We start from the raw sequence: 22,001 nt of genomic DNA on the forward strand, positions 1-22,001 counted from the left end.
ATCTTGAGGTATGCCTCAAGATAAAATAGGTTTTGCTTGTTTAGAGTCCGATGTTGAAAACGACATAACTGGCTGCTATATATAAATGGCATTGACTTCAAAAGCGGTTTAAGAGAGTAGCTCTTAAACCGCTTTTTCATAAAGTAGAATCCTGCGGTTTCAAGGGCATTAACCTTCTCAATTACTCCGGCACATAGATAATTTCTCCATTATCTAACTCATAAGCAGTGCCTACTCTTTTTCCTTTTTTGCCATCTCCTTTTGCATTGTTATTGGATTTATACCGGATAATCTCTTCGCCTTTCTTCGTGATGATTTCCATATTTTCCTTACCCGGGTTTTTTACAATTGTAAAATCTTCTTGGGTAAACATTTCCGCGATATTGAAACGGGTAACCAGCGCGATCATAAGTGCTACCGCAAATACCATAGCTACATCAAAAAGGTTGGCCACAGCGGAAACCGGATCGTTATCCACAGCCGGGTTGAGAAATTTATTTTTCCTTCTTCGCATGTTCTTCTGAAATTAAGTCTGAGATATAATAGAGTAATGAAAGGTCTTTGGCAAACCATCTTTGTTTTACTTCGGTAAGGGTAAAACCAATAGCACCCACAATGAGCCCGACTACGGTGGTAGAAAAGGCCACTTGCATATTTTCAGCCATAGAGGTTATATCTCCGGAAGCCAAACCCACTAAAGCCGGTCCCATAGGAATAAGCGTTCCCATTAAACCCAGCACAGGGCCTAATTTCGACATATTCTTCGTAGTAGAAAGTTGTTTGCTCATGGCTAGTTCAAAATCGCTGAGTATCTTTTCGCGATTTACCGGGGAATGAACCGCTTGTAATAAGTGTTCCAGTGATGCAAAAATACGGTCTTTCCCCGTAGGAGCTTGTTGGCCTGTGAGGCCACTACTAGCTACTTCTCCCAGAAATGGCGTGACCTTTTTTGCTGCTTTTAATCGGTTGACATACAAACCATAAAAACTACCCAAGGCGGCCAATGCCCTGAGAAATAAAAACAGCAACCCCACCACAACAGGCAACATCAAGCCTGTGGAAATCCAATACAAAATTTTATTCAATACTTCCATTTAAACTTCATTTTTCTTTTAATAATTGACACCACCCAACCCAGCAAAAACATGATAATAAGCAAACCAGACAAATAGGCTAAAGAATTGATATCCAAATGGTTTTGCTGCTGATGGTAAGGGAGTTTCTGGCAAAAAACCGTAATGACCACGCAAGCGAGAATTTGACCAAAACCCAGCATATAGCGCAATTCCATTCTGAGATACCCTTCCGGAATGAGCCGTTTAATGAGCTGAGGAATCAGTAAAAATAACATTCCAATCCCTAATGAAAAGCCAATACCTAGGAGGTTAAAATCAATCAGATGGGATAGCACATAAAAGCAGCGCATCTGAAAATACAGCACGGCAACCAATACCATTATTCCCGGGAAATAACTTGCATACCGAAATCCTTTTTTTGCTGACTGTCCAAAAAATTGCTTCAGGTTGGATAGATCAATCCCGGTAAATACCACTGCTTCTATGATTTGAACGGTGGCCAAATGCTGCATTTTGATGGGGTTAGCCAACCATTGTTTCAATTGATCATTGCTTTGCTCAATTACCCATGGGTAAAACCAATAACTAACAGTTACCAACACAATCACCAAAACCAGCCGAGGAATAAAATTCCACTGGCTTATTTGAAAAAATGTGCTAAGCAAAGCGAAAACCAACAACAATTGAACTACTAACTCCATCTTAATCTTGCCTTCTTCTTTTTATGAAAAGGAATACAAAAAGTGATGCCACCACTCCAACTAAAACATACAGTATTACCGACATATCATCCTCATAATCAACCTTTTGATGTTTTTCTTTTATGGTTTCTTTTTCTAAAACAACCGCTTCATCGGTGCTTTGCGATTCTTGTACAGCTCTAAGGGCAGCTTCATAATCAGCGCGTGTTTGCTCTGTTAAATTTTCGGCAATAAAGGCTTCCAGCTTTTCATTATTGCAAACAAATTCGCTACAACCCGCTTTGTGATCTTTTATCAAGTTGGTATGTAAATTGGCAAGCTCCTGTATTTGCGCTGCTGATGCCTTCCAATAGCCTTTGCGTATTGTCTCCAACATCACAGCCGTCATCTCTTCCAAAGCATAGGGATTTTCTCTTTCAAAAAAATCGTACAATTTGAGGTTGAGCTTATCTTTTATATAAACCTCGTGAAGGTTATTCCACAGCTCATTGTCTATCTCATTGGGTTTCATTACATTCCAGCCATAAGTATTGCGGAAAGTTTCGGCAAATGTCTCTGCCGAAGTGGCCCCACCTTTCATATATTCACTGATGTATTTAGGGTTAAGCAAAGTAGAACGTGCTTCTATCCAAAGGGCTTCTTTTAAACCTTGGACCTTGGCATTATTCGGGTTTCTAAAATCATTGAAATACGCATCGGGGTCCTTACCAGTCACCGACCTTACCGCCATGCTCAATCCGCCCATAAACTCATACACATGGTCTAAGCTCAAACCACCCCAAGTATTACTTTCCCGAGGTTGAACCACCACTTCAGTATTTTGCAAGGCTGCCTCAAAAACCCCTTTTTGAAATGCTCCCCAATACTCTCCTTCGTCATAAATCGCTCCCATATTATTGATGTAGGTATTGGCCACTTCCCGTTCATCTTCCCAGGTATTTCCTTTCTCTACCATGCCCATAATATTGGTTCCGTAGGTACCATTCACCCCGCCAAATACCCGTTGGGTTGCCCATTCTTTGGCTTGTTTTGGAGATAAACCTTTTTCCTTCATAAAAACTTCCGCTGCCATAACGCCTGCTTTTACAAAATTATCCTGAGCATCTTCTGCCAATGCTGCCATTCTCACTGCTTTATTGATCAAAAACATTCTGGAAGCAGCCAGGTCACGAAACTGCCCAGCGGTTTGAACTACCACATCTATTCTTGGCCTAGCCAATTCTTGCTGTGGAATCAATTTGATGTCTACCACTCTGTTAAAAGGATCGCGAACGGGTTCCACTCCCAACAGGTAAAAAATTTGGGCAATCATGGCTCCTTCTGTTCCGATAAAATCGCCCGGCCAAAGGGTAAAGCTTATTTTTTGAGGATACGCTCCATGCTTTTTCTGATGCGTGCTAAGGAGGTTTTTGGCTAAATTTACACCTACAGTCCAAGCTTCGGGTGAAGGTGTTTTTTCCGCATCAATAGCATACAGGTTTCTACCGGTAGGGATCGTTGCCGGATTCGTAATCGGGTCACCACCTGAGGAGGGTGCAATATAACCACCTTCTAAACCGGTAAGTATGGCTTGCACTTCCGATTCAGTACTGGTTTTTAAGTCCTCACGATATTGATTGACCAGACTTACTGCCTTTTCAATGGCCAACACAGATTCGGCAAACTCCTTCTCTATGCTTTCTTTTGCCAAAAGGGTCAGTTCAATGTTTTCTATTGAAGTTTTGAGTGCCATTTCCAAGTCATCATTGGCCAGAAAAGAAGAAAGCTCATCCGGCTTTTTTTCCTTGAGTAATCCTATATTTGCTACAAATGCATTTAAATGCGGAAGGTGCTGTTGAAGTTGCTCCTTTGTCATACGGGTCAGCGCAGTACTTTTTTCAATCAAGTGAATAGATTCCAGATATTCAGGATTGGTTAATGTGGCCATGGTTTGCTGTTCTGCCCGTTTTCTTTCATCCGCTACCTGTGCCGCCAGACTTTTATCTTCTAGCAATTCAAAAGTCAATTGCCTTAAAGATTCTTTTTGCATCATTTTGAGTAGGGCAAATACATCCGGCTGTTGTCCTATTTCCAGTGCTTTGGCCATTGCCGGAATCGCTTTAGCCACCGTTTTTGCCTTTTCTAATGTTTGTGGATCAAGAATACCAGCGCTTTGCTTAAACTGTTTATCAGATTTTAACTTTTCGATAAACGCTACTTTTTCGGGATATGGAGAAATGGCAATCACTAAGCTTTTCAACTCAACAAGCTCTTCTTCTGTTGGCTCTGAGGCATTTCTTGTTTTCTTGTGGCCAGTGCCTTTATCCTTTGGCTGAGCGCTTCCCATACTGATAAACCCCTTAATGATATCTGCATCTGATAAACCTTTGCTTTTCTTTGCCCAGTCATACGCTGCTTCAAGATCTTTTTTGTCAATTAAACTGGTGAGTACCGCTTCCGTTGAGGTTCCTTTTTGTGTGATTTCCTTAATGGCTTTTTTCGACTTGGCCCTGTAATTTTTGTCGAAATATACCTGGTTATCTAATTGCTTTTGCGTCACCTTTCCTTTCAACTTATCGAGTGAAGCCAGGCTGTAAGCGATCGGGTCCATAGCCATGATTTCAGCCGTATGGTCTATTTGTTCCTGGTTATAAAAATTTCCCATGGTGTATAAACCACCTGTCACTTTTGAGTTTCTGACTTCTTCAATATGGTTAGAAATATGCATGATAGTTTCATCATCGTAAATGCCAGTGCTGTCCAAGCCCAAATCCGTATCCAAATTTAGTTTCATCACCAGCTCGCCAATATTTTTGCGATATTGCTCACGAACCGCACCACTTGTGCCTATAAAGGCGGTAAGTTTATCGCTGAGTTGTTTCAGGTCACCTGATACATCAGCCTCCATAAAAGGAGGGGTCAAATAGGTTAAAGTCGTTGCATAACTTCTGCGTTTGGCAATAATCCCTTCACCAACATTGCTGATGGTATAAACATAGAAATGCGGTGTAATGCCAATCAGCGCATCGGCCCAATCGTAGCCAGAAAGGGCAACTTGTTTGCCGAGCGTAAACTCCAAACTTCCATGTGTACCCCAATGGATGATGGCATCAGCCTGGAATTCATGCCTTGTCCATAAATAGGAAGCGATGTAGGGATGTGGTGGGGCTGCTTTTGTACCATGCACAATCTGAAAAGTGTTTTCACCAAGTCCGGCAAGGGGCTGAGGCAGCAAAACAACATTTCCGAATTGTAACCTGGCCACAGCCAAATAATCCTTTCCTTCTTTTACAGTGCTTAAATATTCGCCCGGAGCTTCCCCGAATTCTTTCTTTACAGCTTCATAGCTTTCTTGCGCTAAATCTTTGGCCACCCAGTTTTCATACACTGATTTTTCAACCAGTGCCGGATGGCCATTTTCTAAAAACTCATCAAAAGCACCCTGGGCATAGGGTCCTAACACCGCACCTTGTGCTTTAATCATCTCCCACAGTTCATCAGCCGAAGCAGGTAAGTTTTCCACTTTATACCCTTCATTTTTTAACCTGACCAATGTGTTGTAAATAGAAGGCACTACTTCCATATTGGCTGCCACCATGGCATTGAGTCCGGGGCCTTTAAAATAGTAGATGGCAATTTTTTTGTCTTTGTTGGATTTTGATTTAAGCAATAGCCATTTTTCAACCATATCGCCAAATTTTTGCAAGCGATCGGGAATAGTTTGAAAAGACAAGTAGCCTGTTTCATCTTTATATTGCGCCACCACTGCATAGGGGTTAATCCCGCCATCAATTTCGGGGAGCACCACACTCATCGATAATAAAGCTCCTGCAAAACCTTGCGGATCATCCACCCAATCTTCGTAGGGTTGGAATACGCTAAGTGGCGTGAGAAGTGGAATATTTTTTTCTTTGAGCCAAGAAACCGCTTCTTTTTCCTGGCCCAAGGTAAGCCTGCCATGCGGCATTAAAATAGCCAAGTCGGGGTTGACTTGTTTGAGAAAATCCAGCCGTTTGGTGGCGGCACTGATAGTGTACACATTCAGGTTTCGGCTCTCCAACATACTAATCAAAGAATCTATATGCTCTCTATTCGCATTGAAAGGTCCGGGAACACTAGTAAGCAGCGCTATTTTAGGTTGGTTTGGCTTGTAAAATCCATGTTCTTCCATGTACTTTTGGCAGGCCTCAAAATCTTCAAAAACAGCTTTTTCATCCAGATGAATAAACACATCATTTGGTACTGAAATCGGCTCTTCGGGCTTATTTGCAAACCAAGTTTTTCCTTCTAAATCGTGGCGGACATAAGCGAGCAGATTGCCGTAGTTGGCCGTGCCTCCGAAACGGAAATAATCGGTCACTTTATCCAAGGTTTCACCTTTTAAATTAGTGACATCTACATTGGGGTTAGTGGCGGATTCTACAAAAAGATTTATCCCTGCATACCCTGCATTTTGGAGCGCTGTCATTTGTTCCGGAGACATTTGGAAACCCCGGCCAAAAATGAATACCGCTGAATATTGACGCAGGTTTTCCAGGTCATTTAAATCCAATATTTCCATTTCAATCCAGGTATTGGCATTGGACTTACTGATTCTGGAAAGCTTAAATTCAGAATAATTGATAAAAGCTATTTTGGTGGTGCTTATTTCCTTTTGGTAATACCGGTATCCGGATACGGCCAGAAGGAGAACCAAAAGCATAAGGCCCATGCGTGTAAAGAGGGCTTTTCTGGGTATTTTCATAAAAGACAATGTCAATTTAATCCCTATCTCATCAGACAGGGATTCATTGTAAACTCAATATTCTTATTCTGCTAACAACTCGTATTCAAAAGTAGGGTATCCATTTTCCGCGTTATCTCCGCCCTTATAAGCGAGAAACCTCAGCTTGTAATAATTACCATCCGTATCTTTTACAATGTAGGTGATGAAATCATAGACTTTATATACGCCACTGCTATGAGGTTCCAAAATTTGTAGCCATGTTCTACCGATGGCATCAGCAGAAGAAGAAGCCCCTAATGTATTAAAATCGGAAATACCCAAGTCGTCAAAATTGCTGCTTTCAATGGTCTGTTGGTTTTTTTCAGCTTCCGGATCATCGTCTTTTTTTAGTTCTTCAAAAGGATCGTCTACCGCTACCTGTACCCCTTGGTAGGTGTTGGTCATGGCTGAAGCGCCCAACCGGTAAATATCACAATTTACGCCAGGTTTTGCGCCAGCACCCATTGAAGCACAAGGAGCGCCTGTACGCAGGCTCACTGCTGTGAGTACCAAATCCCAACGGGCAGGTTCAACCACTACTTTTTGAGCATTTATGAGGGAATAGAAAGTAAAATTTCCTTCGTCAAAGTCGATATTAACATTTTGAGATTGGCTTCCGTCTAGCTCAGCAAACTGAATTGCAATGCTTGTGCTGTTTTTAGCCGTGATCCTAAATTTTTTAGTGCCCAGGTTGTTGCCATTTTCATCAATCCCCAGATTGATCACATAAGGTTGATTGGTTTCCCAGCCATTAAGTGCGGTAGTACCTAAATCCCCATCGGAGGAATCATAAGCATAATCCAGACCTTCATCATCTGTTACTTCATCAAAATTAGTAGTTGCTGGAATAGCGATGGCTACTTTTTTCGCTGAGTTTGTTCTGATGGCATTACCCTCCTTTTCGAAAGCTAACTCCCAGGTATTTACGGCAATCGAGGTCATTTTTCCTTCACTGAGATCGATATAAACCTGACGGGCAAGGTCATCTCCCATGGCGGCTGTGAGGGTTGTTCCTGTTTCAAAATTATCTGAAGGGTCTACCTCTTTGTCTTTGCAACCATAGAGAAAAAGCGTACTAAGTAAATAAAGAAATAATGTAATAGGAGTTTTCATTTTAAACAGGTTAGTGTATTGTGTAATTAAATTTGATAAAGAATGTGCGGCCCCAACTTATAGGGTAATAGGATTCCCTGCCGGTTTGTGAGACCAGTCCTTTACTTCCATCGCCAATCAGAGAAATATCAGTGACATCAAAGAGATTTTTGGCGCCAATAGAAGTGAATACTCTTCCTTTCCATAAAGATTTGGAGAGCGTAAAATCCAGTGTGTTGTATGCTTCCAAGGTGAGTACACCGATTGCTCCCTCTTCATTTTTAGCAAATTCAGTTATGCGGCCATTGTACTTGTAGAAGATATTAAATTTAACATCAAAGGGTTTTAGAAAATAGCTTGCATTCAGATTCATTTCGTAGCTGGTGTAAAACGCATAGTCTGATTCGCTTCCTGATCGCGACAACAGGCCAAAGCCGGGGCTTAGCTGAATTCCCCCAGAGGATACAAGCTTCGCATTGAGGTTAAATCCAAAAGATTTAAAATTTTTAATATTGGCATAAGTACGGGCTACGGGTACATTTTTGGGTACATCCTTTGGCAGGCTTGTTCTGTCTGTAATTCGAACCAGTTCAATCTTGTTATCGATAGATGTAAGAAAAACCGAAGGAGTTACCACCACAGAAATACCACTTCCAAAAGTGCTTCTCCAAGAACCGGAAAAGTTAATATTATGGCCAATTTCAGCTTGCAGCTTGGCATTGCCAACGATATAATGGTTTGCATTTATAAACTCATAATATAATTCACGCACGGAGGGGGTTCTATAACCTTGCCCATAGGAAAAACGAAAATCTAAGTGTGGATCAATATGATATTTTAGGTTAAAAGAAGGTAGTAAGGGTAAATGGGTATTTAGAAAATTAATTTCTTTGCTGTCGTACTTGTTGCTATAAGTATACCTGAGTGCCGGCTGGATTTTTAGTTTGTTCCCTACAGGTATTTCCAGAGCGGTAAAAACACCGTAATCGTTTACATTTACACCTGTCCCTGAGCGGATTTTACCACCTTGAGCCGAATTACGGGAAAGTTCGTAGCCAACCGTGAGATACAGCCCTTTTTTCTTTTTTGAATTTCCATAGACATAAGTTCCGCGAGAGGTCCATGTGATAAAACTGCTTGTATCATGGTCTGCTTCCTCAGTACTTATCCATTTGATATCAGCTACTATATCTTGTAAATATTTTTGTTTGGCCTGCGTATACCTCGATACCCCATTGACAATATTGATATACTGTTTGTCTGATAAATGACCATTTACTATAAGTGCACTATTTAGTCGGTAAGTCTTAAAATAATGATCATCCGCTATGAGTGATAACTTCCCCGTTTTGCTATTGAATGCACCGGAAGCATCTCCATGGCTGATAGCCTTTTGCCACATATGATCAAAAGAACCTGTAACATGCAGCGATTTGAAATGGTAGTTTACTTTGGCATTGGCCAGGTACTGCGTTCGGGGTATCCAATCTTGATTTCGTTCGCCAGAAGAAGAAAATCCATCAAAACGATTTCTGCCTCCACCTGCGCTTACTGACAAATTTTTCCAACCTTTTGCTAATGCTACATCTACATTATATTGGCCAACAGATTCGTAATAAGTACTCGAGCTTACTAAACTTTCGTTTTCCTGGTAGCTCTTGGTTATGATATTGATGGTTCCTGCCAACGCATTGGTTCCATATTGTACAGATAATGGCCCTTCTACGATCTCTACCCGCTCTACATTGTTCATGTTCAACTGGCTGAGGTCAAAATTTCCTCCCGAACCGTTTACTACAGGCACGCCATCAATGAGAATTTTTACATTTGGGCCGGAGATTCCTTGCATCACCACTCTAGAACCCAGTACATCGTCCTGAATAATTTTAAGATTGAGTTGGGTTTGAAGTACATCTGCCAAATTCACCGCCCCCTTCGCTTCTATCGTGGCGGCACCAATCTTTTTAACAGAATGAAGCGCTTGGGAACTGGTGGTAGGGGTAAAAGAGCCTGTAACCACTACTTCATCCAAACCAAGGATATCTTCTTCCAACTGGATGACTACGGAAGATCCCGGGACGATTTGCCTTTCAATGGTTAAATAACCGAGGTATGAAATTTTTACATTTACGGGTTCGGAAATATTCAAATAAGCTTTTCCTTGTGTATCAGTAAGCCAGCCGGATTTTTTTGCCGGAGCCAATGCATGTAATGTTACTCCGGCCAAAGGTGATGCACTGTTTTCTGCTACAATTTGTACCACTGTCTTTACCTGAGCATATAAAGGCAACCCATTCATCCACCATAAAACCAAAGATGTCAACAATACTTTACTTGAAAGCCAATAGGGTAACCGATCCTTTTTTGTCATTAGTTGTATTGATTAATGATGAGCCCCTGTGTTAGGGCGTTAGATAGTATTATATGCAATAATGTTGCAAATATATTAATCTAACCGAAAAATGCAATACTGTTGCATTTTGTGATTGGTGCCAGATCTGAAACTGACGGACTCATACGTGAAGACTTTGTAAAAAGACCGGAATAAGCGAATGGTATAGGTTCATTGGCCGTTTGAAGAGGAGGAGACCAACATCAAACTAAGAGGTTTTGGCCGGAGTTTTAGTATTTAAAGCTAGGTATTTCAGGGTGCATTGGAGGGGGAGTGGCAATTTCGTTGGCACCGGTGTTTTCTAGAGCATGTCTAAATTGTACCCGTTGAGTCAAAAGCTTCCATACTGAGAATTTTTTACTGCCAAGGGGGGAGGCCTCTCTCGAAAGAGGCCCACCTACAACGCATTTTAAAATGCTCTTAGCCGTTATTTAATAATCGTAAAAATTCCGTATAACGAAATTATGTTCTCTCTGTTGGGTAGCTAAAAGAGCGTGTAGATAGTACCTGTGAAAATAGTCATTTAAAACTACGATTCTCTTTCCTTTGTACTTCTTTATGAAGGATAAAATATTATTCGCCATTGTTTTATTTCTTAGGTGCCAAAATTCACCTGCCCGTTTATATCCTTCAGCATAACTAATGCTATCTCCATCATTTTTAACGAGGAACATAGATGAAAAAATGGGATTATTACGGAGAATAGTTAACAGCTTTTCGTATTGGTAGTGTTGCCTGATTTCAGCGATGCTGTCCGTTTGTACATTATTAAATGCATTTGCTCCTAAATAAGTAAATGCCATAAGAGTGTCAGTTAGAATACTATATTCTTCATAAGTTTTTCGCTCCGAACTGTTCAGCAAATTCTCGTTGTAGAGGCTGTCTAATAACTTGATAGCTTTACTGTCCGTTGGCCGGGCGCCTATTTTTACCCGGTATTCATTTCTTCCTGTAAAATCGTAGGGTCTGATATCTACATCATAATCATTCATATATCTTACGGTAGATAGGTTTTCATTGCTGTTCCAATTTTTTTTAAATTGAAAATCAGAAGTAAAAAAGGAAGAGTCCACTTCAAACAAAATTAGCTCGGGAGCAATAGTTTGAAGGATATTATAAAGGCTGTCCGGAGTGAAATTATCGATCGGTTGGTGAACAGTTCCAAGAAGGACGAGCTCCGTTTTCTTTGTATGGCATGAGGTGATAAGTATCCATAGGATTAAAATTAAAAGGTTCTTCATATCGCTTTTTAATAGAATCGAAGTGATTAAATCTTTATTTTGGAAAGAAACGATAGTGTATTTTTGCCATTCAAAACCCTACTGCCTTTTCCGGACAAAGATACTATAGAATCGGAAATTGTGCCCCATTCCCCAAGTCCCGGTAAGCTTTCAACTGGACTTTATAATTTTATGCTCGGGAACTATATTTTCCCTTGTGACTTTCAATCGAGCTTAAAAAAGCTATCCATCGGGCCAATTCGGAAAGTCTATGTGCAAAAGGTAAAGGGCCGGATAATTTCTGCCTTTTTTCCGGGTATAACGGAGAAGGGCAGTAGGAGCAAATAAAAAATGACTTATGGCTTCATAACATCTAATGTTCCATCTTTACTGCTAATTTTTCCTTGTGCATCCACCATTAAAGTACCTTTTATACTAAGGGCATCTTTAAAATTGAGCATAACGCTATCTGCACGAAAAAAAGCTTTTACGCTCAGGTTTCCATAAATTTTTTCTAAAAAGGAAACTTCTGCTTCATTAATTTGCCAGCGCTTTTTTGTGTTTTCGATACTGTAGGCAGCAATCAAATGCTTCATTTCCTTTACATAAAGGGATTGGAAGCAAATTGGCCAGATTGTTTGTATGAATGATGGAATACATAAGAACTAGAAAGTATAGTGTATTATGGAAGTACAACAAACTTATTTCAGGGCCAAGGGCAGGAGGAATAGGGAATTGTTTTATCGAAATAGTCCCTTTAAAAGGGAATTACTTGTATTTTTTAGCTGCATTTGTCAACTTTTGACTAAAAGCAAACAGCCCTGAAATAGCATGAAGAAGAAACCCACAAAACGAATACTCAGAATAGTATTGTTCATCGGAACGATAACCTCTTTGTTCTTTGTTCCATGGATTTTGGTATGGGCTTGGGTATTGCCACTACCGGATACGGTTCAAGAACAAGTAAACGAAGCCATTGATTACGGATTTGACGGAGTCATTGTCTATGTGGATCAGTCTGGTAAGCCTCCGGCATTGTATACAGCTGGTTGGCATGACCGGAAAAATAAAATACCTGCCAAACCGAATGCATTATTCAAAATTGCCAGTATCAGCAAGCTATATGATGCCGTTGCAGTCACCAAATTGGTAAATGACGGGCGTCTGTCTTTGGATAAAACGTTGGCTGAGTATTTTCCGGAGCTTGTGGGAAGAATTGAAAATGCTGAGAAAATCACCTTGAGATTGATGGTACAACATCGGAGCGGAATTCCCAATTATACCGACACTCATAATTATTGGGTAAACCCACCAGAAAGCAATGACGAAAAGCTTGAATTGGTTCTTGATTTGCCGGCTAACTTTGAAGCGGGCGAAGGCTATGAATATTGTAATACGAATTATTTGTTGATTCGAGAACTCATTGATAAGGTGTTGGGATATAGCCATCAGCAATTTATCAGGGAGGAAATTTTGAGACCACTCCGGTTGAGCCATACTTTCAGCTCGCTAAGTGAAGTGAATATAGAGGATGTGATGAGTGGCTACCATGTTGGTTATGAGTTCGATTTAAAGAAAGACAAGCAGGGGATGCTAGCCTCGGCAGAGGATGTGGGTACCTTCTTAAGGGCATTAAACGATGGCTCATTGTTTGATGAAAGTGAACAAGTTATTTATTCCTCAATTTACGTGTATGAACATACGGGATTGGTTCCTGGCTATCAGAGTATTGCAAAATACCACAAAGATATTGATGCAGTTGTAATTCAATTTATGAATACAACTGATTTTGAAGGATACAATTGGAATTTATCGGAAATTGTATATAGCCGTATTGTAAAAATACTTAGGAATCAAAAAGCTTATCATCATCTATAAAGGGTATTGATACTCCTTGTTGTAGCCGGCTTCAATTCTTGTAAAACTTGACAGCACAATCAGTTACTATTTTTTTATACTCACCATTATCTTTTTCTTAAAAGCGTTAAGTTTCTCTCATTCTTAGAAAGATGTTGGTAGAGGAATAACGGTTTTAGATAGGACTTCAACGTGTTTTTCTTTGGCTACCTTCTGTTGTATTTAGTTGAATGATATCTGGATATAGGCCTTAGGACATATCTAAATTTCATTCCTTTGAATTGAAAATTCTCATTTCAGGCATGCTCTAATGGAGTGCTCTTATGAAGGATTCTTTCCATAGACCTCCTTAAATTGCCTAGGACTCCGCGACAATTTTATCCGCAGCGGCAAATACGGTGATTTTTTCCGCTAACTCCGAAACCAAATCATAGCCCGCTTCGAACAGGGTGTCTTCGTCCATTTCATCGGCATCTTCAATCCCCAACAAAGGGGCTTTTTCCCTGAAAAACTTCTCGTCTCCATTCTCCCATTCGATTTCCGAAATAAAATCAGGAAACTGGGTTTTGATCAAATCGTCACTCTTAAAATCCAACTCGGCTTGGTTGACACATTTGATATAGTCGTCAATCACTTCGGCCGTCAGTTTTGCACCGTCCAGCGTCAGGCAACCCATCGAGTTGCCACTCAGTACATACTTGGCCTTGCTGTCGGCATAACAAACCGCCACGGCATCACTTTGAGCCACATGCAGGAGCTTCTCCAACTCAAAGCGATCTAAGAACAAAGAGCAAGCCTGCCCTGTCAGCAGGTTGGTCGCCTTTAAAGCCCCGCATACGATAAAAAAGCATTCATTTGATAAGCGGATGGTGCCCTTTACGCTTACCTTCCCAAGAACGAGGGTATGCTTTTGGATTTCAAGGTCCGAGTCACTTTTTAATTCTTCCAAAATTGTAAAACCTTCTGCGGACAAGGACCATTTGCTTACCTCTTCACTAATCCGAGGATGCGTAATGTAATTTTGTATGGATTTCATTCTGTTATTTTACAGTTTTGCACGGAAGATAAATACAAACAGCAAAACGCCCAATAAATCCGTAAAAAAATAATAAATTCAAGCTGCCCGAATACGGCACAGTGCTATTGGCACCTGTCAGGAGCTTTCGCAAAAACGCCCGGAGGCTACTATCAAATCATTTCGGTCCGATTTGTCGTAAGGTAAAAAACATTCGCTAGCCAGCGAAGAAAAATCCCCGAATTTGATTTTCGCAAGTTCCTTAAAAAGCAGTGGCACTTCATTCAAAACCGATAACTTACCCGTGTCAATGAATATTGAGCAAATCTCCCGAGACAATATCGAAACGCTCAGCCGACTGATGCTTGCCCTATGGCCGGACTGTTCTTTTGATGAAGAATACACCAATTGCTACAGGCGAAAAATGAAACCTGTTTTTTGCTCAAGTTTCGGGGCTCTTACATTGGCTTTATACAGGTAGCACTCCGCACTGATTATGTAGAGGAATCTACATAAACAAGTTAGTCACAAGAGAAAAAAACATGTTTCAGCTAACACAACCATAGATTCGGATAAACGCATACCATAGTAACTACGGATATTTGTATTGTAAATTTTAAACAATACAAAATATGAAAATCGTAGCAACAGGTTCGCTCGGAAATATCAGTAAATCACTTGCACAAGATTTAATGGAAAAAGGACACGAAATAACAATCATCAGTAGTAGTTCCGAAAGAAAAAAGACAATAGAAGAAATTGGAGCTAAAGCTGCGATTGGAAGGATGGAAGACATTGGTTTTCTGACAAAAACTTTCAAGGATGCCGAAGTAGTATATCTGATGGAAGCCGTCGAACAAAGTAAGATGTTCGACCCGAATTTTGACATTATTGAAGCATACTCAAACATTGCCAAAAACTACAAGCAGGCCATAATACAATCAGGTGTAAAAAAAGTAGTACACCTGAGCAGTATTGGAGCACATACCACAGAAGGAAATGGCGTGCTTTCTATGCATTATTATGCAGAGCAAATTTTAACTGAATTGCCAAGCAATGTTTCTATCAAGTTTATGCGACCTGTAGGTTTTTATACCAATATATTCAGGTTTATGCAAAGTATAAAAGCAAATGGAACCATCGTAATGAACTATGGTGGTGATAAAAAAGAGCCTTGGGTTTCGCCATTGGATATTGCGTCCACTATTTCCGAAGAAATAGAAAAACCATTTGTCGGCAGAAGCATTCGCTACATAGCCAGTGAAGAAATTTCACCCAATGAAATTGCTTATCAATTAGGTAAAGCCATTGGAAAGCCTGATTTAAAATGGGTAGTGGTAAACGGCGATGAGTTATTGGATGGAATGGTCAAAATGGGAATGAATCAACAAATCGCCAAAGGATTTATTGATATGCAATCCGCACAAGGCGATGGCTCTTTGTATGAAGACTATTACAAAAATGAACCTGCCATGGGTAAAACTAAATTTGAAGACTTTGCCAAAAAGTTTGCAGAAACCTATAAATCTTAAGCAGGTTTAACATTCGTTACGGGAGATGCTCCTTTGAGAGGCCGCCTCTTTGGTAGTAAAAACTTTCAGTTTAGGGCTCTCAAAAACACCGCACTGAGGTTGCTGAAATGAGAATTTTTGACCCAAAGTGTGAAATTTAAACATGCCCTTAATTCATAATAGGATGTCTAAAAATCAAATCAAAAAAATAAATACCATTTCTGAGTTTCACAGATTTAAAGGTTTGCAACCGCCCAAGCACCCCCTAATCAGTATTATTGATTATGGTACTATGGAGTGCAGCACGGAAGTTAATTCGACAAATCTCGTTTTTGATTTTTATAATATTTCTATCAAAAGAGGAATCAATGCAAAACTGAAATACGGTCAGCAGCAGTATGATTTTGATGAGGGTGTTATGTTTTTCCTTGCTCCCAATCAGGTATTTGGTATAGAGCCAATATCACATACAGAAGAAAAACGGTCTGGATGGATGCTACTTATCCATCCGGATTTTTTATGGAATTCCTCATTGGCCAACAGCATAAAACAATATGGCTTTTTTGATTATTCTCTAAGTGAGGCGCTGTTTCTGTCGGACACAGAAGAAGGTATATTAAATGGAATTATCGAAAATATTATCCGGGAAACAAACGAAAATATAGACCAATTCAGTCAGAAGATTGTTCTTTCGCAGATTGAAACCTTGCTCAACTATTCAGATAGATTTTATAAACGACAATTTATTACCCGGGAAAAAAGCAATCATCAAGTTCTATCTCAGTTAGAGACACTCCTAAACGAATATTTCAGTAGTGAAGATTTGATAGATAAAGGTTTACCGACTGTTCAGTTTGTAGCCCGGTCGTTGAATGTTACACCCAATTATTTAAGCGGACTACTAAAGTCATTAACAGGATTAAATACTCGTCAACACATACAGTTAAAATTGATTGAAAAAGCAAAAGAAAAACTATCGACCACTAATTTATCTGTAAGTGAAATTGCCTACGGATTAGGCTTTGAACACGTCCAATCGTTTAGCAAACTTTTCAAGACCAAAACAAATCAATCGCCTTTAGAATTTAGAGCACGTTTTGATTAGGCTTTAGAGCAACGAAAGAAATATGAGTGGCTACGGCAGCGATTGAAAAGGGACAAGAGTAATGGCTCCCCAAAGATTGGCCCGATCTGTAATCTTAGACGGCTGTTCCATTTCAGCACAGCGAAGTCAAAAGTGCTCTCGGGATGTTCAAACCCCTATTTATGTCAACGTTAGCGCTAATAAGGCCAAAATGATTCCTAAATCTATTCTTTCGATGAAACGATGGTTTTCTCATCGTATAAGTGAAATATTTACTTGATTTAAACATCTAAAAACACTTAATTTTATAACTTGTGCAGTTACGTGTTTTTATGAGTATGTGTTAAACGTATACAGCGCGTTGAAAAAATAAAATCCGGAATTATAAAGAATAGAAAAAGTAATATTATATACCGGAATAAGTATATTTTTATTATATTTGCATAAGTCTTTACACCCAAGGTGTTATAAAGGACATAGACCCTACTACTAGGGGAATTGTTTTTTATGAAACGCACTAATTTCCAGCAACTTGGCCTTAAAAACTGGTGTATGAAAAGGCTCGGCTAAGTTGTTGATATTTCTTTGTCCTACATAGCAGGCGAAGCTATTGGGCTCATAATTCAAAATTATTTGGTTGAATGAAAGCCCCGGATCCCTCCGGGGCTTTTCTATGAATAAATACAAAATTCAACAATAAGCTATTTTTACCATGGAAAAGGGGACGGTTTACCGGTCCCCCTTCTTTTTTCCATTTATTAAGCGAGTTTTACCCGCTTTCGAATGTCCGATCAAAAATAAGCTCTTATAGTGTCTACTTTTTATAACTTCTCTCATTTAAGAAATGTTCTCTTAATGTATCGTTTGAGCTTTACGTATTGGTCAAAGCTATTGTTGAAAAAAGCAACACAGAGGAGGCGTTTTTGAAACATTTTTTAGGAAAAAAGAAAAAGTTTAATTCATTTCCATTTATTATTGCCTCAATAATTCTTCAATTGTATATTCCAATATATAATCTTTATTAGACAAAATATTTTGCATAGAGTTTGAAAGCTGGAAATCCGGAACAACGCTTCTTCGTTTCACTTCGGGGTTTATATTGTATTCGGTGTGTAATAATGGTAAATGAATAGCCACTTCAGTGCTATCTCCACGAATCGAAATATGACGAATGCCATTGCTGATTCCAGCATATCCAAAAGTTTCTTCTCCAACAAGGACAGCATTTGTATATTCTTTTAATAATCCTGCAGCAATAGCTCCTGCAGAGGTCGTACCTCCATTGATTAGAACAATCAATTTTCCTGAATACGCATGTTCGGTAATAGGAGTGTATGTCATCAAATCCCGCAGTACTTCTGTTTTTGTTACCTTAAACGTTTTTTGATTGGTAGAAACCAAGTCAAAAGCTTCATCAAGACTCAGGGTATCACCTGTTAATTCCAGAAAATATGAATCATCGCCCAAGGTGGTTATTTCTTTGGCGGGAATAAAAGGCTTTTGAATGAAGTATTGCATTAGGTAAGCGGCATTACTTGCTTTACCGCCTCCATTGTCCCTCAGGTCGATAATTAAATTTTGAATGTTTTGACTTGCGATTTTTTCAAAACACTGTTTATAGAAATCGGGGTAGATATTCTCCGGTTCATTAAATCCTTCTTTGACAAAACGGTTTATTTGCATATAAGCATAGCCCTCCTTCTCGTGTGTTGTAAAGTTAAAGGCCTTTTCATTTATTTTTTCGGGCGGGTACTTGACGGCATCCCTCTTTTCGTAGCTAGCTTTCGGTATTGCGTCAATTTTCATGGTGACAATATCCTTAGTTTTGTAGTCTCGATATACAAGGCTGTAAGTTGGTTGTTCACCAAATATTTCCGGATAAAGCCTATTAAAAGGTCTATAAGGACCTCCCAGCCAATGGTACATGCCGTTAAAGCTTTTTCCATCGGAAGTATAATGTTGACGCATTTCAATCAAGATTTCATTGCTTAACTTGTTATCAATGGATAGTATTTCAGATCCTTCAGGTAGTTCCTTGGTACTTAGATTTTTAATGATAAAAATCCGTTCACTATGAATGCTTACTTGAAAAGGAAGTCTTTTCTGGTGGTATATTAGTTTGCCAAGTTCTCCAAAAGCATAGGCTTGGGTATGCCCATCATGAATACCGGCAATTAATTTAAGGACAATCGTGTAAAATTTTGTAGCTGCCATGGGTTTGGATACCTCTGAGAGGAGCTTATCCACAAACCGTTCAAATTCTTCTGGTTTTTGGTGGGTATAAGTACCCGGGTGAATATTGATAAGTGCCATTTTGAATTTTTCCAGGTCTGCTTGCATTTGCCTGGGTTGATAAACAGAGGTAACCTGAGTCCACCCGAAGGATGTATACAGGCAAAATATGCCAATGAAAAGAGATTTGTATAATTTCTTCATTTTATACCTTCAATCAGAATTTTAACAGTGAAGTGGTTTAAACGTATGATTTTGACCGAAAGTGGAATCAAAATCGGCTCATCAAGGCACTTTTTGAAGAGAATGGCCAAAGCTATTGTTGAAAAAAGTAACACAGAGGAGGCGTTTTTGAAACATTTTTCAGGAAAAAGAAAAAGTTTAATTCATTTCAGTACTTGAAAATAACAAATAATTATCAATGGTACACGGTTTTCTACCAAGTGGGTCAATTCAATAATTTAGCCTGTTGTACTAGGTAAGTATTAGCGACTTTCAACTTGTTGACGGATCTGTCAAAATCAAATTTGTTAATATACCGTACTAATGTAAGTGCCGTGATCTTGGCAGGGATTCTGGTTTTGAACCCTTGGAATGTTTTGGCATAATTTCATCGAATCATGAACTGGTCGCAATGCTGGGAGAACAGTGTTTCCGGTCTTTTTCTGATTTTCCGAAACAGCCAATTCTGCTTAACATACCGCTCCTCATGGGTGTTGATATGGAGGAAGGTATGGGAATAACCGGAGTTGATTTTATGGAAAAGCCGGTTTTCACTGTCCAGGGACATGTATTCACAGGTTAGCGATAAGACAATAACTTGTAAACCAGGGAAGCAAGTACAGGGTCCGCAACTTGGAATGTTTCCTGGTGAGTCGAATAGGAAAAGTTTATCAGATCGTGCATCGGCTTGGTTTAGTGAATTTTTGGTCATATTATAATTTACTAAATTTCAAGTAGGGGCATTTTTATTTTGAATCTGTATTCACTAACACAAGGGGTTAATTTTAAACCTTTCACAACAGTAAAGCTTAAGAGTTCATGTTATCTGCTTCTGATAAGAGTAAGACACTTTTTTTGGGTATAAACCATAAAGTGAAACTACTTATGAAGTTCTGTTTTATTTACCAAATCCGAACCCTTCTTGAAATATTGCTGTGCCATTTTTACGACAGAATTTAGCTTTCAATAGTATTTTTTACGTCTACTATTTTCACAAAACCGGGAATACTCATAATATGCCGATTTGGTATTTTTTTCTCTTAAAGTACTATATTAGTGTTATTATTCTATGGGTATAAGGAGCATTCCGTTTATCCAGTAGTTGTACAGCATTGACTGCATCATGAAAATACTTGTAACTCTTTTTCTTAACTTTCTAACAATGAGCTTATTTGCTCAGAACCAACTGACAGGAACGTGGCAACTTAGTAGTTACATCGATTCTGTTTTAATTCATAAGGAACTATGTGAATTTTCGGGCAATCCAGCTAGCTATTGTTATCAAATAACGATTGAACCCAAAAAGACCGAAATTGACCTGATTGGGTATCATGAAGGAGGTTCTATTCCTATTATCGATCAAGGAGATAATTGGATGAAAGTCGGATATAGTTCGGAGCAGTTTTTCACCCTTGAATTAGTGGACGAACAAACCTTAAAATTTGAAGAAGGGAAGTTGGAATCCACAACCAATATCTACATCGATTCGACAATTCACATCTTTAAGCGGAAACCGCCAGTTTCTGATTTGACGGCAGTGTTTAATCAACTAGTTGAAGGAAAGTATAAACTGAAACGATCCGAAATTGTTTTTCATCCTAACGGACAGTTGACAGGGCTCGCTAACTTCTCAAGATTCAAGCTAACAATCAACTTTTGGGAGCATCTTCCAAAAGGCTTTGACTCCATTTTACTAATTCGTCCGGATGGAACCTCCGAATATCGTAAATGGGAAATCAAAAGTGAATATCTTATCCTGACTGAACTTGAGCGAACGGTGGATGAGGAAAGTGGGATGTATGAGTATCAAGTCGGAACCGAATCACTAGAATTGATGAAAATATAACACCGAACAACAAGCGATATGGCGAATGGCCAACGGAGAACTATTTGATACCTTAGTGCTATTTGCTTGTGAACCTGCCTATTCTGATGCATCTGAGCCTCTATCGATTTTCTCCTTTCTGGATTTTGGCTTTCGGAACGCATTTCTTCGTGGATACCGTTGCGGAGGTTGGGCAGTTTCACTACTTTAGTGTTGTTTAGCGAGGTATGGCCATTTGCCATATCTGACCATTAGCCATAAGCTAAAAAAACGAATGGACAAAGAAAAACCAAGACTTGCAAGGTTGACAGCAATCCTGACTCAATTACAATCAAAACGGATTGTCACCGCAAAGGACATTGCCGAAAAACACCATGTGAGTATCAGAACGGTTTATCGGGACATCCGGACACTTGAAAAATCAGGAATTCCAATCGTAACGGAAGAAGGAAAAGGCTATTCCGTTATGGACGGTTATAAGATTCCACCGGTAATGTTTACCGAAGAAGAGGCGAATGCTTTAATCACAGCGGAACAGTTAATTAAAAAGAATAAAGACCAATCATTGACCGAATTTTATGAAAATGCAATTACAAAAATCAAATCGGTCTTAAAATACACCCAAAAAGAAAAAGCGGAATTGCTGACCAATAGAATACAGGTGCGGAATAACCGTGAAAATGAAAAAACAAGCAATTATCTTATCCAATTGCAATCTGCCATTTCAAATTACCAAACGGTAAAAATTGCTTATCTGTCCTTGGAAAGCAAACAAAGCCAAAGAGAAATAGAACCGTTTGCACTTTACACCACGCAAGACAATTGGGTACTTGTTGCATTTTGCAAATTAAGAAATGATTTTAGAGCATTCCGGCTTGATTGTGTCCAAAAAATGCAACTTCTGGAAAACCGTTTTGAACCTCATAAAATCACCTTGCAACAATATCTCGAAAAGTGCAGCGAAAACTATTAAAATACCCCTGACATACCTTTGGCACAAGATCAAACTAGCTTTGCATTAAATCATAAA

Annotated in this window: 15 protein-coding genes and 1 pseudogene; 5 read left to right on the forward strand and 11 right to left on the reverse strand. The window is 39.4% G+C overall.

Annotated elements, in window-relative coordinates:
• Nucleotides 1-181: 181 nt before the first annotated feature.
• From AAG747_RS18980 to AAG747_RS19015, 8 genes are all read right to left on the reverse strand, one after another.
• On the reverse strand, nt 182-514 hold the full coding sequence (locus tag AAG747_RS18980; RefSeq protein ID WP_346822793.1) for a DUF2149 domain-containing protein: 333 nt from the start codon (nt 512-514) through the stop codon (nt 182-184).
• The gene (locus tag AAG747_RS18985; protein WP_346822794.1) at nt 495-1,094 is read right to left on the reverse strand and encodes a MotA/TolQ/ExbB proton channel family protein; all 600 of its coding nucleotides are present in this window, start codon (nt 1,092-1,094) and stop codon (nt 495-497) included. Before AAG747_RS18985 ends, AAG747_RS18980 begins: the two co-directional genes overlap by 20 nt.
• Nucleotides 1,082-1,777, reverse strand: a complete 696-nt coding sequence (locus AAG747_RS18990) for a hypothetical protein (protein ID WP_346822795.1) — start codon at nt 1,775-1,777, stop codon at nt 1,082-1,084. The genes AAG747_RS18985 and AAG747_RS18990 overlap by 13 nt, the downstream gene beginning before the upstream one ends.
• 1 nt (nt 1,778) lies before the next feature.
• Nucleotides 1,779-6,500, reverse strand: a complete 4,722-nt coding sequence (locus tag AAG747_RS18995) for a cobaltochelatase subunit CobN (RefSeq protein ID WP_346822796.1) — start codon at nt 6,498-6,500, stop codon at nt 1,779-1,781.
• Nucleotides 6,501-6,563: 63 nt separating this feature from the next.
• The gene (locus AAG747_RS19000) at nt 6,564-7,634 is read right to left on the reverse strand and encodes an HmuY family protein (RefSeq protein WP_346822797.1); all 1,071 of its coding nucleotides are present in this window, start codon (nt 7,632-7,634) and stop codon (nt 6,564-6,566) included.
• A gap of 10 nt (nt 7,635-7,644) precedes the next feature.
• Nucleotides 7,645-9,984 (reverse strand): TonB-dependent receptor, encoded by a 2,340-nt coding sequence (locus tag AAG747_RS19005; protein ID WP_346822798.1) that lies wholly within the window; start codon nt 9,982-9,984, stop codon nt 7,645-7,647.
• Between the two features lie 452 nt (nt 9,985-10,436).
• On the reverse strand, nt 10,437-11,246 hold the full coding sequence (locus AAG747_RS19010) for a hypothetical protein (RefSeq protein WP_346822799.1): 810 nt from the start codon (nt 11,244-11,246) through the stop codon (nt 10,437-10,439).
• A 335-nt stretch (nt 11,247-11,581) separates the two neighbouring features.
• Nucleotides 11,582-11,821 (reverse strand): hypothetical protein, encoded by a 240-nt coding sequence (locus AAG747_RS19015; RefSeq protein WP_346822800.1) that lies wholly within the window; start codon nt 11,819-11,821, stop codon nt 11,582-11,584.
• 235 nt (nt 11,822-12,056) lie between these two features.
• Between AAG747_RS19015 and AAG747_RS19020 the strand changes: the two genes are divergently transcribed.
• Nucleotides 12,057-13,103 carry a serine hydrolase domain-containing protein gene (locus AAG747_RS19020; protein WP_346822801.1) on the forward strand — a complete coding sequence of 349 codons (1,047 nt, stop codon included), beginning with the start codon at nt 12,057-12,059 and terminating at the stop codon, nt 13,101-13,103.
• A gap of 337 nt (nt 13,104-13,440) precedes the next feature.
• Here the strand turns inward: AAG747_RS19020 and AAG747_RS19025 are convergent, their stop codons facing one another.
• Nucleotides 13,441-14,118: a hypothetical protein gene (locus tag AAG747_RS19025; protein WP_346822802.1), complete on the reverse strand. Its 678-nt coding sequence runs from the start codon at nt 14,116-14,118 to the stop codon at nt 13,441-13,443.
• Nucleotides 14,119-14,729: 611 nt separating this feature from the next.
• Between AAG747_RS19025 and AAG747_RS19030 the strand changes: the two genes are divergently transcribed.
• Entirely contained in the window at nt 14,730-15,629 is a 900-nt protein-coding gene (locus AAG747_RS19030) for an NmrA family NAD(P)-binding protein (protein ID WP_346822803.1), read from the forward strand.
• Between the two features lie 163 nt (nt 15,630-15,792).
• Nucleotides 15,793-16,713: a helix-turn-helix domain-containing protein gene (locus tag AAG747_RS19035; protein WP_346822804.1), complete on the forward strand. Its 921-nt coding sequence runs from the start codon at nt 15,793-15,795 to the stop codon at nt 16,711-16,713.
• 951 nt (nt 16,714-17,664) lie between these two features.
• Here AAG747_RS19035 and AAG747_RS19040 read toward each other — a convergent pair.
• Nucleotides 17,665-19,032 (reverse strand): S41 family peptidase, encoded by a 1,368-nt coding sequence (locus AAG747_RS19040; protein ID WP_346822805.1) that lies wholly within the window; start codon nt 19,030-19,032, stop codon nt 17,665-17,667.
• A gap of 340 nt (nt 19,033-19,372) precedes the next feature.
• Nucleotides 19,373-19,600, reverse strand: a pseudogene (locus tag AAG747_RS19045) (hypothetical protein); the annotation flags it as partial.
• Between the two features lie 708 nt (nt 19,601-20,308).
• Between AAG747_RS19045 and AAG747_RS19050 the strand changes: the two are divergent.
• Together AAG747_RS19050 and AAG747_RS19055 are read left to right on the forward strand one after the other, a co-directional pair.
• The gene (locus AAG747_RS19050; RefSeq protein WP_346822806.1) at nt 20,309-20,992 is read left to right on the forward strand and encodes a hypothetical protein; all 684 of its coding nucleotides are present in this window, start codon (nt 20,309-20,311) and stop codon (nt 20,990-20,992) included.
• A gap of 253 nt (nt 20,993-21,245) precedes the next feature.
• Nucleotides 21,246-21,944, forward strand: a complete 699-nt coding sequence (locus tag AAG747_RS19055; protein WP_346822807.1) for a helix-turn-helix transcriptional regulator — start codon at nt 21,246-21,248, stop codon at nt 21,942-21,944.
• The last annotated feature ends 57 nt before the right edge of the window (nt 21,945-22,001 follow it).

Origin of the sequence: Rapidithrix thailandica (assembly GCF_039710355.1) — a bacterium.
GTDB lineage: Bacteria > Bacteroidota > Bacteroidia > Cytophagales > Flammeovirgaceae > Rapidithrix > Rapidithrix thailandica.

Excerpts from the sequence above, each read along its gene's own strand:
- AAG747_RS19030 (WP_346822803.1), top strand. The coding sequence starts at position 14,730 with ATGAAAATCGTAGCAACAGGTTCGCTCGGAAATATCAGTAAATCACTT.
- AAG747_RS18990 (WP_346822795.1), bottom strand. The coding sequence starts at position 1,777 with ATGGAGTTAGTAGTTCAATTGTTGTTGGTTTTCGCTTTGCTTAGCACA.
- AAG747_RS18995 (WP_346822796.1), bottom strand. The coding sequence starts at position 6,500 with ATGAAAATACCCAGAAAAGCCCTCTTTACACGCATGGGCCTTATGCTT.
- AAG747_RS19000 (WP_346822797.1), bottom strand. The coding sequence starts at position 7,634 with ATGAAAACTCCTATTACATTATTTCTTTATTTACTTAGTACGCTTTTT.
- AAG747_RS19005 (WP_346822798.1), bottom strand. The coding sequence starts at position 9,984 with ATGACAAAAAAGGATCGGTTACCCTATTGGCTTTCAAGTAAAGTATTG.
- AAG747_RS18980 (WP_346822793.1), bottom strand. The coding sequence starts at position 514 with ATGCGAAGAAGGAAAAATAAATTTCTCAACCCGGCTGTGGATAACGAT.
- AAG747_RS19055 (WP_346822807.1), top strand. The coding sequence starts at position 21,246 with ATGGACAAAGAAAAACCAAGACTTGCAAGGTTGACAGCAATCCTGACT.
- AAG747_RS19010 (WP_346822799.1), bottom strand. The coding sequence starts at position 11,246 with ATGAAGAACCTTTTAATTTTAATCCTATGGATACTTATCACCTCATGC.
- AAG747_RS18985 (WP_346822794.1), bottom strand. The coding sequence starts at position 1,094 with ATGGAAGTATTGAATAAAATTTTGTATTGGATTTCCACAGGCTTGATG.
- AAG747_RS19035 (WP_346822804.1), top strand. The coding sequence starts at position 15,793 with ATGTCTAAAAATCAAATCAAAAAAATAAATACCATTTCTGAGTTTCAC.
- AAG747_RS19050 (WP_346822806.1), top strand. The coding sequence starts at position 20,309 with ATGAGCTTATTTGCTCAGAACCAACTGACAGGAACGTGGCAACTTAGT.
- AAG747_RS19020 (WP_346822801.1), top strand. The coding sequence starts at position 12,057 with ATGAAGAAGAAACCCACAAAACGAATACTCAGAATAGTATTGTTCATC.
- AAG747_RS19040 (WP_346822805.1), bottom strand. The coding sequence starts at position 19,032 with ATGCAAGCAGACCTGGAAAAATTCAAAATGGCACTTATCAATATTCAC.
- AAG747_RS19015 (WP_346822800.1), bottom strand. The coding sequence starts at position 11,821 with ATGAAGCATTTGATTGCTGCCTACAGTATCGAAAACACAAAAAAGCGC.
- AAG747_RS19025 (WP_346822802.1), bottom strand. The coding sequence starts at position 14,118 with ATGAAATCCATACAAAATTACATTACGCATCCTCGGATTAGTGAAGAG.